The sequence below is a fragment of the Streptomyces klenkii genome (assembly GCF_003626645.1).
GTDB classification, from domain to species: domain Bacteria; phylum Actinomycetota; class Actinomycetes; order Streptomycetales; family Streptomycetaceae; genus Streptomyces; species Streptomyces klenkii.
The window spans coordinates 124,374-137,867 of sequence record NZ_RBAM01000013.1 but is presented as its reverse complement, the minus strand read 5'-3'; the positions used below and the strand labels follow the sequence as shown (position 1 = coordinate 137,867).

Below are 13,494 nucleotides of genomic sequence, written 5' to 3'. Positions count from 1 at the left end.
TCCGCGGCCTCCGCGGCCTCCCCGGACCGAGGACCCCCGGCCCCCCAGCCGGGGGTCCTCACCCCAGGGGCGTGAGCAGGCAGCGCCCCACCAGCCCGATGCTCGCGTCGATCCGCTCGGTCAGCTCCTCGGCCACGTCGGGCAGTCCGCGCACCGCCCACAGCGCGCGGAAGGACGCCCACGCCCCGCGCCGCGCCGCCTGGAGGGACCACGAACCCACCAGGTGCGTCAGCGGATCGGCGACGTCCAGCAGATCCGGGCCGGGCATGAGGTCCTCGCGGATCCGCTCCTCCATGGCGACCAGCAGGGCGCCCACCCGGTCGAAGTCCGCCTCCAGTGCGTACGGCTGGAGGCGCAGCGCCCGGCACGTGTCGACGAGGGCCAGGGCGAGGTCGTGCCCGATGTGGGCGTTGATGCCGGCGAGCGCGAACTGCAGCGGCCGGACGGCCGGGTGGCCGCGCAGCTGGAACAGCGGCTGCCAGCACGCGGGCGGCCGGCGGCCCGCCGCCACGTGGTCGACGGCGGCCAGATAGCGCGCCGCGAACCGCACGGCGAGCTCCGTGGCCGCCGCGCCCTCCCGGAACCCTCCGGCCTCCGCATGCTCCCCGACCCGCTGCGTGACCGACAGATACACGCGGTTGAAGACATGCACCCCGTCCCGCGGGGGGAGCGCTCCGTCCAGCATCCGCATCTGCGCCAGCACGTCCTCGATCCCGGCCGGCGCCGCGGGCTTCGCCCAAGTCAGCGTCATGCACACAGAGTGACACGTGAATACGCAGAGTAGGGGGGCGGGTGCGGTAGTTGACCGGAACGGATGAACGGGCAGGGCCTCCCGGCATATGCCCTGCCGGTGTAAGCGCGCAGGTCCGCGAAGCCGTACCCGCGCGCCCGCGCCCCCGCGACGATCCGCGGAAGCGCGAGCGCGTCGAGCACCGGCCCGCCGTCGTCGCTGCCCACGTGCATCTGGATCACCGCTCCCGGCTTCAGTGCGTCCAGGGCCCGCCGCACGGCCTCGTCAACGGTCATGCCGTGCGACGCGCCGAGGTAGCCCTTGGTGTCGGCCGTGAACTCGAGGTCCGCGAAACCCAGTGCGTTGACCGCCACGATTGCGCGGGGCGTGGTCGCGCTGTAGGGGAAGCGGAAGAACGGCAACGGCTCCGTCCGCCCCGCCGCGCGGATCGCCCGGTCCGCCCGCAGCACCTCCGTGGCCGTCTCCTCGGGGTCCAGCCGGTCGAAGTACGGGTGGCTGTACGAATGATTGCCGAGCCCGAACCCCTGCGCGGCCATGGCCCGCACCGCCCCCGGATGCCGCTCGGCGAACTGCCCGGTCGGGAAGAACGCCGCCGGCACCCCTTCCCGCCGGAGCGTCGCCAGGACGTCCCCGATCCCGGCCTCGTCCCATGCCGCGTTGAACGTCAGCGCGACGACGGGCCGGGTCTCCGGCAGGACCTTGACCTTCCTGCCGAAGAGCTCGCTCACGGGGCGCGGTTGCGCCCCGTGAGCCGGGCGCTGCTGCGCCCCCAGAAGGAGCGCCGCAAGAGCGAGCAGGGCCGCTGTGCAACCGAGCAGCCCGCGCGGAACCGGTCCGGTGAAAGGTCTCATACCGGCTCAACGCGGGCGCGGCCCCAGGCGATACGGCGCCCGCCCGGCGGTCCTCAGCCCGCCATGCCCGCCCGGCGGTCCTCAGCCCGCCATGACCTCCGCCTCCTGCTCCTCCGGGACGCGCGGGTCCGCCAGCCGGGAGCGCGGAGCCGCCGGGGGCACCGGAGCGCGGCGGTGGGCCGGGTCGCGGACCTCGCCCACCAGCTTCTCCAGCACGTCCTCCAGCGCCACCAGGCCCAGCACCCGCCCCGACGCGTCCGTGACCGCGGCCAGATGGGAGGCGGCCCGGCGCATCACGGTCAGGGCGTCGTCCAGCGGCAGCTCGGCCCGTACGGTCTCGACCCGCCGCCAGACCCGCTGCGGCACCGCGCGCTCGCGGTCCTCCAGGTCCAGGACGTCCTTGACGTGCAGGTAGCCCATGACGGCGCCGCCCGCCGCGCACACCGGGAAGCGGGAGTAGCCGGTCCGCACCGTCAGCTCCTCGATCTGCCGGGGCGTGACGGACGGGTCGACCGTGACCAGCGACGCGGGGTCGAGGAGGACGTCGGTGACCGGGCGGCTGCCCAGCTCCAGCGCGTCCTCCAGGCGCTCCTGCTCGGCCCGCTCCAGCAGGCCCGCCTGGCGCGAGTCCGCCACCAGGTGCGTCAGCTGCTCACTGGTGAAGACGGCCTCCACCTCGTCCTTGGGCTCGACGCGGAAGAGCCGCAGCACGCCGTGCGCGCACGCGCCCAGCAGCCGGGTGACCGGCCTGCACACCCGGGCGAACGCCACCAGCCCCGGCCCCAGCCACAGCGCCGCCCGGTCGGGCGCCGACATGGCCAGGTTCTTCGGCACCATCTCGCCGATCACCAGGTGCAGGAAGACCACGACCGCGAGCGCGATGACGTACCCCAGCGGGTGGATCAGCCCGGCGGGCATCCGCACCGCCTCGAAGACCGGCTCCAGCAGCGCCGCCACCGTCGGCTCGGCGACCGCGCCGAGCGTCAGCGAGCAGACCGTGATGCCGAACTGGGCGGCGGCCATCATCTGCGGCAAGTTCTCCAGGCCGGTCAGGACCGTACGGGCCCGTCCCGAGCCCGCGGCCGCCTTCGGCTCGATCTGGCTGCGGCGCACGGACACCAGCGCGAACTCGGCGCCCACGAAGAAGCCGTTGGCGAGCACCAGCAGCGCGGCGAAGAGGAGTTGCAGGACGCTCATCGCGCCTCCCCCCTGCCCGCGAGGGCGCGCGCGAAGCGCACCCGCTCGGCCCGGTGGTGGGCGACCCGGCGCACCGAGATCCGCCACCCGGGCAGCTCGGCGGCGTCGCCCGCCGCCGGGATGCGGCCCAGCAGGTCCGCGACGAGACCGGCGACCGTCTCGTACGGCCCGTCCGGCGCCTCCAGGCCTATGCGGCGCAGGGCGTCGACCCGGCAGCCGCCGTCGGCCTCCCACGCCGCCCGCCCGTCCTCGCAGGCCACGGGGGCCAGTTCGGGCCGGTCGGCGTCCTCGTGGTCGTGCTCGTCGCGGACCTCGCCGACGAGCTCCTCGACGATGTCCTCCAGGGTCACCACGCCCGCCGTGCCGCCGTACTCGTCGACGACCACGGCTATCGGCTGCTCGCTGCGCAGCTGCTCCAGCAGCGGCTGCACCGGCAGCGTCTCCGGCACCAGCACCGGCGGCACGGAGATCCGCCCGACCGGCGTGCGCAGCCGCTCGCCGGACGGGACCGCAAGGGCGGCCTTGAGGTGGACCATGCCGACGATGTCGTCCAGGCGCTCCCGGTAGACCGGGAAGCGCGAGAGCCCCGTGGCACGGGTGAGGTTGAGGACGTCCTCGGCGGTCGCCGAGGACTGGAGCGCGCTGACCTTCACGCGCGGCGTCATCACGTGCTGCGCGGTGAGGTCGCCGAGGGAGAGGGTGCGGACGAACAGGTCCGCGGTGTCCTGCTCCAGGGCGCCGGCGCGCGCCGAGTGCCGGGCCAGGGAGACGAGTTCGCCGGGGGTGCGGGCGGAGGCCAGCTCCTCGGCGGGCTCGACGCCGAGCGCCCGGACGAGCCGGTTGGCGACCGCGTTCAGCAGGGTGATCACGGGCCGGAAGAAGTGGGCGAAGGCGTGCTGCGGCCCGGCGACGAACCGCGCGACCTGCAAGGGCCGGGAGACCGCCCAGTTCTTGGGCACCAGCTCACCGATGACCATCTGCACCGCGGACGCCACCAGCATGCCGGTCACGACCGCGGCGCCCGGCGCGGCCCCGGCGGGCAGGCCCGCCGTGGCCAGCGGCCCGGTGAGCAGCCGGCCCAGGGCCGGCTCGGCCAGCATGCCGACGACCAAGGAGGTGATGGTGATGCCGAGTTGGGTCCCGGAGAGCTGGAAGGAGAGCTCGCGCAGGGAGGCGACGACGGTGCGGGCCCGGCGGTCGCCGCCGGCCGCGGCCCGTTCGGCCTCCGGCTTCTCGACGGTCACCAGGCCGAACTCGGCGGCGACGAAGAAGCCGTTTGCGAGGATGAGGAGGAGCGCTGCTGCGAGCAGCAGCAGGGACACGGTGATGCTCATGCCGCCGCCTCCACGGTGCGGGCGGCGGCGCGGGTACTACAGGACGATCCGTCCATTGCCGGAGGGAGTCACTCCTCGGGTCGCAGGTGCCCCGCGGGCCGTGCGGGCGTGCCACGGCCGGTTCCTCGTGCGGGACGGGGCACGTGTGTGCCCGTGGGCACCAGAGTAATCAAGGAACCGCGCCCACCGCCGGGCCTGCCTGCCGGCGATCAGGTGGCGATCAGGTGATCAGGTGGCGGAGGTCCCCGTGCCGTGCTCCTCCACCAGGGCCCGCAGCGCCCGGGCGTCGGCGATGGCCTGGTCCTTGGCGATGCCGGGCTGGATGCCCATGGCCGGCAGGGTCGTGCCGTCGGCCAGGTCCAGATGGACCCAGGCGTCGCCCGGGCGCAGGGTGACGCGGACGACCTGGGCCCACTCCAGCCGCCGCTTGGTGGTCAGGTTCACCACCGTGACCCCGTCCTGCGCGGCGACCACCTTGGGCCGGCTGAGCAGCCCGAGGAACGCGAAGACCAGCAGGCCGGTGCCGATGAAGGAGGCCCGGTCCCCGGCCGTCGCCGCGTCGAGCAGGAAGGACACCGCCGTGAGCACGACGAGCAGGGCGGTGCCCAGGCTCATCAGCACGACCCGGGTGCGGGTCGGGCGGAAGGTGACCGGGAGCCCGGGCGGGCCGGACGGGGATACGGGCGTGGACACGTCGCTGGTGGCTCTCGCTGGGTGGGAAGGGCCGGGCCGGTCAGAGGCGGCAGGCGTGGATGTTGGTGGTGAGGATGGCGCGGGCGCCCAGCTCGTACAGCTCGTCCATGATGCGCTGGGCGTCGCTGGACGGGACCATCGAGCGGACCGCGACCCAGCCCTCGTGGTGCAGCGGGGAGACGGTCGGCGACTCCAGGCCGGGGGTGAGGGCGACGGCGCGCTCCACGTGCTCGACGCGGATGTCGTAGTCCATCATCACGTAGCGGCGGGCGACGAGGACGCCCTGCATGCGGCGGAGGAACTGCTGGACCTTCGGGTCGCCGGCCGGCGCGCCGGAGCGGCGGATGACGACGGCCTCGGACTCCAGGATCGGCTCGCCGATGATCTCCAGGCCGGCGTTGCGCAGGGTGGTGCCGGTCTCCACGACGTCCGCGATGATCTCGGCGACGCCGAGCTGGATGGCCGTCTCGACCGCGCCGTCGAGGTGGACGACGGAGGCGTCCACGCCGTTGTCGGCGAGGTGCTTGGTGACCAGGCCGGAGAAGGACGTGGCCACCGTCATGCCGCCGAACTCGCTGACGTCCTCGGCCGTGCCCGGCCGGGTCGCGTAGCGGAAGGTGGAGCCGGCGAAGCCGAGCTGCATGATCTCCTCGGCCTGCGAGCCCGAGTCCAGCAGCAGGTCACGGCCGGTGATGCCGATGTCGAGCTTGCCGGAGCCCACGTAGACGGCGATGTCGCGGGGGCGGAGGAAGAAGAACTCGACGTCGTTGGCCGAGTCGACCAGCACGAGCTCCCTGCGGTCCTTGCGCTGGCGGTAGCCGGCCTCATGGAGCATCGCCGACGCAGGCTCGGAGAGAGAACCCTTGTTGGGAACGGCGATGCGCAGCATGAGGTCGGTTTCCTTTGTGCGTGAGGATGGTGCTGGGGATGTGCGGGGTGGTGCGGTAGTGCAGGGGTGATGCAGTGGTGCGGCGGTGCTGATCAGAGGTGGGCGTAGACGTCGTCCAGCGAGATCCCGCGGGCGACCATCATCACCTGAACGTGGTACAGCAGCTGGGAGATCTCCTCGGCGGTGGCGTCGGCGCCCTCGTACTCGGCGGCCATCCACACCTCGGCGGCCTCTTCGACCACCTTCTTGCCGATGGCATGGACGCCCTTGCCCACGAGCTCGGCGGTGCGGGAGACGGCGGGATCGCCGGTGGCCTTCTGCTGGAGCTCGGCGAAGAGCTCCTCGAACGTCTTCTTGGACATGGTGCGTCCTACCCTACGGGGTCCGCCCCCGCCGTCAGTGCCAGGGCTCGGACACCGAGCGGAGAAGCACCGCGGTGGCGACCGCGGCGGTGACGGCCTCGTGGCCCTTGTCCTCGTTCGAGCCCTCCAGGCCGGCCCGGTCCAGGGCCTGTTCGTCGTCGTCGCACGTGAGGACGCCGAAGCCCACCGGCACTCCGGTGTCCACGGCCACCCGGGTGAGGCCCTGGGTGACGCCCTGGCACACGTAGTCGAAGTGGGGCGTACCGCCGCGGATGACGACGCCGAGGGCGACGATCGCGTGGTAGCCGCGGCCCGCGAGGACCTTGGCGGCGACGGGCAGCTCCCAGCTGCCGGGCACCCGCAGCAGCGTCGGCTCGTCGATGCCGAGGTCGTGCAGCGCGCGCAGGGCGCCGTCGACCAGGCCGTCCATGACCTTCTCGTGCCACTGCGCGGCGATCACGGCCACGCGCAGGTCCTGGCAGTTCTTCACACTCAGCTCGGGGGCGCCCTTGCCGCTCACTCTTCCACTCTCCTCGTTCGGTGTGTTCCGGTGCCGGTCACTGGTTGGTGGTGCAGACGGAGGCGTGCGCGCCGTCCAGCCAGGGCAGGTCGTGCCCCATGCGGTCCCGCTTCGTGCGCAGGTACCGCAGATTGTGCTCCCCGGCCTGGACGGGCACGGGCTCCCGGCCGGTGACGGTCAGCCCGTGGCGGGCCAGGGCCGCGCTCTTGTCGGGGTTGTTGGTCATCAGCCGCAGCGAGCGGATGCCCAGGTCGGCGAGGATCTCCGCGCCCGCCGCGTAGTCGCGGCCGTCCGCGGGCAGGCCCAGCTCCAGGTTGGCGTCCAGCGTGTCGCGGCCGTCCTCCTGGAGCTCGTAGGCGCGCAGCTTGGGCAGCAGGCCGATGCCGCGGCCCTCGTGCCCGCGCAGGTAGAGGACGACGCCGCCCTCGGCGGCGATGCGCTCCATGGATGCCTGGAGCTGCGGGCCGCAGTCGCAGCGCAGCGAGCCGAACACGTCGCCCGTCAGGCACTCGGAGTGGACGCGCACCAGCACGTCCTCGCCGTCGCCGAGGTCGCCCGCCACCAGGGCGATGTGCTCGACGCCGTCGGCCGCCGAGCGGTAGCCGTGGGCGCGGAAGTCGCCGAAGGCGGTGGGCAGCCGCGTCACGGCCTCGCGGCGCACGCCGGGCACCGCGGGCGCCTCGGGAACGTCGGCGGCCGTCGTCTCCACGGCGCGGCGGTGGGCGATCAGGTCTTCGATGGAGATGATCGCCAGGCCGTGCTTGCGGGCGAACGGGACCAGCTCCGGCAGCCGCAGCATCGCGCCGTCCTCGCCGGCGATCTCCACGATCGCGGCGGCGGGCCGCAGCCCCGCCAGCCGGGCCAGGTCGACCCCGGCCTCGGTGTGGCCGTTGCGGACCAGGACGCCGCCGGGCTTGGCCCGCAGCGGGAAGACGTGCCCCGGGCGGACGAAGTCGCCCGGGACGGCGGCCGGGTCGGCCAGCAGCCGGATGGTGATCGCCCGGTCCGCGGCCGAGATGCCCGTGTCCGTGCCGTGCGCGCGGGACGCGTCGACGGAGACGGTGAAGGCGGTGCGCATGGACTCGGTGTTGTCCGCGACCATCTGCGGCAGGTCGAGCCGGTCGACGTCGTCCTCTTCCAGCGGTACGCAGATCAGCCCGCGGCACTCGCTCATCATGAAGGCGACGATCTCGGGGGTGACCTTCTCCGCGGCGACGACGAGGTCGCCCTCGTTCTCGCGGTTCTCGTCGTCCACGACGACGACGGGCCGGCCGGCGGCGATGTCGGCGACGGCACGCTCGACGGGGTCGAGGACGAGCTCACCGACCGGGGCGAAGGCGTCAAGAATGGTCATGCCCCTACTCCTTTGTTCGCTTCTCCGCCCGGGCGGCGCAGAGGTGCGGGTTTCGTTGTCGGCAGCAGCCCGGCGGCCGCCCGCGCGTCGCTCACGAGAGTGCTCCTTCCAGGGCGGCAGTGCCGGTGCGCGAGCGCAGCCACCAGTCGCGCATGCCCCACAGGACGAGGGCGAGGTAGAAGACGTAGACCAGGCCGGAGAAGGCGAGGCCGCTGCTGAAGGCGAGCGGGACGCCCACGACGTCGACCAGCAGCCAGGCCACCCAGAACTCGATGAGCCCGCGGGCCTGGGCCACCATCGCGGCGAGCGTGCCGACGAAGATGTACGCGTCCGGCCAGGGGTTCCAGGACAGCTCCGGCACGGCCGTGAAGAGGCCGCCCACGGCGAGGGTGCCGAGCGCCGTGCCGCCCAGCAGTGCCGCGCGCTCGCGCCAGGTGGCGAAGCGGACGGCGATGGAGCCGTCCTGCGCCTCCTGCTTGCCGCGGTGCCACTGCCGCCAGCCCCACACGGCCACGCCGATGACGAGGAGCTGCTTGCCGACCCCGCCGCTGAGGTGCGCGGAGGCGTACGCGGCGACGAGGACGACGCCCGAGAGGAACTGCACGGGCCAGGTCCATATGGAGCGCCGCCAGCCGAGGGCGAGGGCGGCGAGCCCGATGCTGTTGCCGATCAGGTCGGACCAGATGACGTGCTGCCCGAAGGCGCTGAACGCCTCCGCGGTGAGCCAGTTCAGGGCGCTCATGCGACGGGCTCCCCGGCCGGGCCGGCGCCGCCGCCGAGCAGCCGCTCGACGTACTTGGCGAGGACGTCCACTTCGAGGTTGACGAGGTCGCCGGGCTGCTTGATGCCGAGCGTCGTCAGTTCGAGCGTGGTGGGGATGAGGCTGACGGTGAAGAAGTCGGCCCCGGCCTCGACCACGGTGAGGCTGATGCCGTCGACGGTGATGGAGCCCTTGTCGACGACGTAGCGGGAGAGCTCCGCCGGCAGGCCGATCTTCACGATCTCCCAGTGCTCGCCGGGGATCCGCTCCAGCACCGTGCCCGTGCCGTCGACGTGGCCCTGGACGAGGTGGCCGCCGAGACGGCCGCCGAGCGCCATGGGGCGTTCGAGGTTGACGCGCGAGCCCGGGACGAGGGCGCCGAGGCTGGAGCGCTTGAGGGACTCGGCCATCACGTCCGCGGTGAACTCGCCGCCGGCGGTCTCCACGACGGTGAGGCACACGCCGTTGACGGCGATCGAGTCGCCGTGCTTGGCGTCCTCGGTGACGATCGGGCCGCGGAGCCGGAACAGGGAGCTGTCGCCGAGGTTCTCGACGGAGACGACCTCGCCCAGTTCTTCGACGATTCCGGTGAACACTGTCAGTTCTCCTCAGAGGCGGTGGCGGAAGTGGTGGGGAACGCGGTGATCCGCAGGTCGGGCCCGAGCCGGGCGACGTCGGTCACCTCGAGGCGCAGGGCCCGGGCGATGGTGCCGACGCCGGCGTCGCCGAGGGCGGCCGGCCCGGCGCCGAGCAGGGCGGGAGCGAGATAGCCGATGACGCGGTCCACGGCCTTGGCCGCGAGGAACGAGCCGGCGAGGGCGGGACCGCCTTCGAGCAGGACGGAGCGGACCCCGCGCCCGTACAGCTCGGCGAGCAGCGCGGGCACGTCCAGCCCGCCGCGGCCGGCCCCGGCGCGGGGCAGGCGGACGACGTCCACGCCCGGCAGGTGGCCGGTGTCCGCGTCCTCGCCGACGGCGATCAGGGTCGGCGCCGCGTCGTCGAGGACGCGCGCGCCGGGCTTGACGGAGGCGTGGGTGTCGACGACGACGCGCAGCGGCTGCACCGCGGCGCCCTCACCTTCTCCCTCTCCCTCTCCCTCTCCTTCTCCTTCTTCGACGAGCTGCCCCCGTACGGCGAGGTGCGGGTCGTCGGCGCGCAGGGTGCCGGAGCCGACCACGACCGCGTCGGCCTCGGCGCGCAGCCGGTGGACGTCGGCGCGGGAGGCGGCCGAGGTGATCCAGCGGCTGGTGCCGTCGGCGGCCGCGCTGCGCCCGTCGAGCGTGGCGGCGTACTTCCACGTGACGAAGGGGCGCCCGAGGCGGACCGAGGTGAGCCAGGCCATGTTGACGGTGGCCGCCTCGTGGGCGAGGAGGCCGCCCTCGGTGGAGACGCCGGCGGCGCGCAGGGCGGCCGCGCCGCCGGTGGCGTTGCCCGTGGGGTCGGCGATGGCGAAGACGACGCGGCCGATGCCGGCGTCGATCAGGGCCTGGGAGCAGGGGCCCGTGCGACCGGTGTGGTTGCAGGGCTCAAGGGTGACGACGGCGGTGCCGCCGCGCACGTCGTGGCCCGCGGCGGAGGCCGCGGCGAGGGCCTCGACCTCGGCGTGCGGCCCGCCGGCCCGGCGGTGCCGGCCCTCGCCCAGGACGGCGCCCTGCGGATCGAGGATCACGCAGCCGACGACGGGGTTGGGGCTCGTCGCGCCAAGGGCGCGAGCGGCGAGCGCAACGGCGCGTCGCATCGCGTCTGCTTCGGTCGCGGTGGCCACCGGGTCCTCCTGCCTCTTCGGGCACGGACTCCGGGGCTGTCGTACGGGACGACGATATGAAGCGGGTACGCCACAGCGGGGACACCACGGCCCTTGACGGAGCCGTACGGGAGGGGGCGCCCGATGAAGGGGCCCACCGCCTGCGACGGTGTGCTGATGCGTGCCCGCCGCGCACTGCCTCCCATCCGGACTTTAACCGTCGGTCCAGGAATTTCACCTGGTCAACCGGCCGCTGGCTGCGGACGGGTCGCGGACTGTAACCGCCGGTTCGGACTTTCACCGACCCCGGAGTGCGCTGCGTTTCGTAAATGTCTGGTCATGCTACATGCGGCCGGCCGGCGGCTTCTGAAAACCGCTGGTCGACGGGACGAGCCTACGCCGGGCCGCGGCGCGGTGTCCACGGAGATGTGACGCACTGGACACGGCTCGCGACGGGGCTTCCGCGACGGCCGCGCTGGAGCTGAGGACTCCGTTTTCCGGACTTGGTCCGTACCTATTGACGCACTGGTCTAGTCCTCTTAACCTCTGCCACACCTCCGAGGAGTACGGCCCGGCGGTACGCGCGCACCACGGGCCACAGCACGTCGCACACCCCCCACGCACCGCTCTTTTGAGCCCCCCACTGGAGGACCCGATCGTGTTGTTCCGCAAGAGACCCCTCAGCCACCTCAGACCCCGCGCCCGCAGGAGCGCCGCCCTCGCATCGGCGGGCACCGCACTGGCCGGGCTGCTCGTGGGCACCCTGGCCGCGACCGCCTCGCACGCCGAGGACCAGAGCGCCTGCCGCCCCGACGGCCTCTACGCCACCCCCGGCACCGACGTCCCCTACTGTTCGGTCTACGACTCCGCCGGCCGCGAGAAGATGGGCGCCGGCCACCAGCGCCGCGTCATCGGCTACTTCACGGGCTGGCGCACCGGCAAGGACGGCACCCCCGCCTACCTCGTCCCCGACATCCCCTGGGACAAAGTCACCCACCTCAACTACGCCTTCGCGCACGTCGGCCCCGACGACAAGATCTCCGTCGGGGCGGACGGCCCGGGCAACCCCGCGACCGGCATGACCTGGCCGGGCGTCGCCGGCGCCGAGATGGACCCGGCCCTGCCGTACAAGGGCCACTTCAACCTCCTGACCAAGTACAAGAAGCAGCACCCCGGCGTGAAGACCCTCATATCCGTCGGCGGCTGGGCGGAGACCGGCGGCTACATAGACGAGAACGGGAAGCGCGTCGGCTCCGGCGGCTTCTACAAGACCGCCACGAACGCCGACGGCTCGGTCAACCAGGCCGGCATCGACACCTTCGCGGAATCGGCCGTCTCCTTCCTCAGGACGTACGGCTTCAACGGCGTCGACATCGACTACGAATACCCGACGTCGATGAAGGACGCCGGGAACCCCAAGGACTGGGCCCTCGCCAACGCCCGGCGCGGCGGACTCAACAAGGGCTACGCGGCCCTCATGAAGACGCTCCGGGAAAAGCTCGACAAGGCCGGGTCGGCCGACGGAAAGCACTACCTCCTCTCCGTCGCCGCGCCCTCCTCCGGATATCTGCTGCGCGGAATGGAGACGTACCAGGCCACGCAATACCTGGATTACGTGAACGTGATGTCGTACGACCTGCACGGCGCCTGGAACGAATTCGTCGGGCCCAATGCCGCGCTCTACGACGACGGAAAGGACGCCGAACTCGCCAAGTGGGGCGTCTACACCACCGCCCAGTACGGCGGCATCGGCTACCTCAACGGCGACTGGGCGTACCACTACTTCCGCGGGTCCCTGCCCCCGGGCCGCATCAACCTCGGCCTGCCGTACTACACCCGCGGCTGGAAGAACGTCACCGGCGGCACGAACGGCCTGTGGGGCACGGCGAAGACCACCTCGTGCCCGGCCGGGTCCGGCCTCACCACCTGCGGCGACGGCGCCGTCGGCATCGACAACCTCTGGCACGACAAGGACGACGACGGCAAGGAGTCCCCGGCCGGCTCCAACCCGATGTGGCACGCGAAGAACCTGGAGAAGGGCGTCGTCGGAGACTATGCCGCGCAGTACGGCTTCCCGGCCGGCACCAAGCTGACCGGCACCTACGTCCGCACCTACGACGCCACGCTCACCGCGCCCTGGCTCTGGAACGCCGAGAAGAAGGTCTTCCTCTCCACCGAGGACGAGCAGTCGGTCAAGGCCAAGGCCCAGTACGTCGTCGACAAGGGCCTCGGCGGCACCATGATCTGGGAACTCGCCGGCGACTACGGCTGGAACGCCGCCAAGGGCCAGTACGAGCCCGGCAGCACGCTCACCACCGCGATGGACGACGCGTTCAAGGGCGCGCCCGCCTACGGGGCCCGGCGCGCGACGACCGACCTGCCCGCACAGGCGCTCGACATCGACGTGAGCCTCACGAACTTCCCGCTCGGCGACAGCAACTACCCCATCAACCCGAAGATCCACATCACGAACCGGACCAGGGCCACCCTGCCCGGCGGCACGGAATTCCAGTTCGACTACGGCAACTCCGCGCCCGGCAACGCCAAGGACCAGTCGGGCTGGGGACTCAAGGTCATCCGCAGCGACCACACCGCCGGGAACAACATCGGCGGCCTCAAGGGCGACTACAACCGGGTCTCCGTGAAGCTCCCGGCCTCCCAGCCGCTCGCCCCCGGCGCCTCCGCGGACCTCGACTACGTCTACTACCTGCCCGCGGCCACCCCCTCGAACTGGAGCGTGACCTTCGGCGGGAAGACGTACGCCCTCGCCGGCGACCTCGCCCGCGGCACGACCGTCGTCGACCCCGGCGGCAGCACCTCCACCCCGACGGGCACGCCGACCGGCACCCCCACCGGCAAACCGACCGGCGGCACCTGCACCGCACCGCAGTGGGACAAGGCGGCCGTCTACAACGGCGGCGCCGGCGTCGCGTGGAAGTCCCGCTCCTGGAAGGCCAAGTGGTGGACCCAGGGCGACGAGCCCGGCACCACCGGCGAATGGGGGGTGTGGCAGGACCAGGGCGCCTGCTGATACCCGGC

At 72.8% G+C, this 13,494-nt stretch carries 13 protein-coding genes and 1 riboswitch; of the genes, 1 reads left to right on the top strand and 12 read right to left on the bottom strand.

What is annotated here, in order from left to right; translation table 11 throughout:
• Positions 1-58: 58 nt before the first annotated feature.
• The 12 genes from D7231_RS27440 to ribD form a co-directional block, all read right to left on the bottom strand.
• Positions 59-751, bottom strand: coding sequence for a DUF5995 family protein (locus tag D7231_RS27440; RefSeq protein ID WP_120758241.1), 693 nt, complete (start codon positions 749-751; stop codon positions 59-61).
• Positions 748-1,479 (bottom strand): polysaccharide deacetylase family protein, encoded by a 732-nt coding sequence (locus D7231_RS27435; protein WP_241999950.1) that lies wholly within the window; start codon positions 1,477-1,479, stop codon positions 748-750. Before D7231_RS27435 ends, D7231_RS27440 begins: the two co-directional genes overlap by 4 nt.
• A gap of 204 nt (positions 1,480-1,683) precedes the next feature.
• A complete protein-coding gene (locus tag D7231_RS27430) occupies positions 1,684-2,799 on the bottom strand; it encodes a hemolysin family protein (RefSeq protein ID WP_120758239.1) in 1,116 nt (371 codons plus the stop codon).
• Complete coding sequence (locus tag D7231_RS27425) at positions 2,796-4,133, bottom strand: hemolysin family protein (RefSeq protein WP_194962038.1); 1,338 nt, start codon at positions 4,131-4,133, stop codon at positions 2,796-2,798. Before D7231_RS27425 ends, D7231_RS27430 begins: the two co-directional genes overlap by 4 nt.
• A gap of 228 nt (positions 4,134-4,361) precedes the next feature.
• Positions 4,362-4,826: a PH domain-containing protein gene (locus D7231_RS27420; RefSeq protein WP_241999949.1), complete on the bottom strand. Its 465-nt coding sequence runs from the start codon at positions 4,824-4,826 to the stop codon at positions 4,362-4,364.
• Between the two features lie 40 nt (positions 4,827-4,866).
• Positions 4,867-5,715 carry an ATP phosphoribosyltransferase gene (hisG, locus tag D7231_RS27415; RefSeq protein WP_120758238.1) on the bottom strand — a complete coding sequence of 283 codons (849 nt, stop codon included), beginning with the start codon at positions 5,713-5,715 and terminating at the stop codon, positions 4,867-4,869.
• 92 nt (positions 5,716-5,807) lie between these two features.
• On the bottom strand, positions 5,808-6,077 hold the full coding sequence (locus D7231_RS27410; RefSeq protein ID WP_106675003.1) for a phosphoribosyl-ATP diphosphatase: 270 nt from the start codon (positions 6,075-6,077) through the stop codon (positions 5,808-5,810).
• Between the two features lie 34 nt (positions 6,078-6,111).
• Positions 6,112-6,597: a 6,7-dimethyl-8-ribityllumazine synthase gene (gene ribH, locus D7231_RS27405; RefSeq protein WP_120758237.1), complete on the bottom strand. Its 486-nt coding sequence runs from the start codon at positions 6,595-6,597 to the stop codon at positions 6,112-6,114.
• Between the two features lie 37 nt (positions 6,598-6,634).
• The gene (locus tag D7231_RS27400) at positions 6,635-7,951 is read right to left on the bottom strand and encodes a bifunctional 3,4-dihydroxy-2-butanone-4-phosphate synthase/GTP cyclohydrolase II (RefSeq protein ID WP_120758236.1); all 1,317 of its coding nucleotides are present in this window, start codon (positions 7,949-7,951) and stop codon (positions 6,635-6,637) included.
• A gap of 91 nt (positions 7,952-8,042) precedes the next feature.
• The gene (locus D7231_RS27395; RefSeq protein WP_120758235.1) at positions 8,043-8,693 is read right to left on the bottom strand and encodes a nicotinamide mononucleotide transporter family protein; all 651 of its coding nucleotides are present in this window, start codon (positions 8,691-8,693) and stop codon (positions 8,043-8,045) included.
• Positions 8,690-9,307, bottom strand: a complete 618-nt coding sequence (locus D7231_RS27390; RefSeq protein ID WP_120758234.1) for a riboflavin synthase — start codon at positions 9,305-9,307, stop codon at positions 8,690-8,692. The genes D7231_RS27395 and D7231_RS27390 overlap by 4 nt, the downstream gene beginning before the upstream one ends.
• Before the next feature lie 2 nt (positions 9,308-9,309).
• The gene (ribD, locus tag D7231_RS27385) at positions 9,310-10,476 is read right to left on the bottom strand and encodes a bifunctional diaminohydroxyphosphoribosylaminopyrimidine deaminase/5-amino-6-(5-phosphoribosylamino)uracil reductase RibD (RefSeq protein ID WP_120758233.1); all 1,167 of its coding nucleotides are present in this window, start codon (positions 10,474-10,476) and stop codon (positions 9,310-9,312) included.
• A gap of 167 nt (positions 10,477-10,643) precedes the next feature.
• A riboswitch (FMN riboswitch) is annotated at positions 10,644-10,774 on the bottom strand.
• Positions 10,775-11,113: 339 nt separating this feature from the next.
• Here ribD and D7231_RS27380 point away from each other — a divergent pair.
• Positions 11,114-13,486, top strand: a complete 2,373-nt coding sequence (locus D7231_RS27380; RefSeq protein ID WP_241999948.1) for a chitinase C-terminal domain-containing protein — start codon at positions 11,114-11,116, stop codon at positions 13,484-13,486.
• The last annotated feature ends 8 nt before the right edge of the window (positions 13,487-13,494 follow it).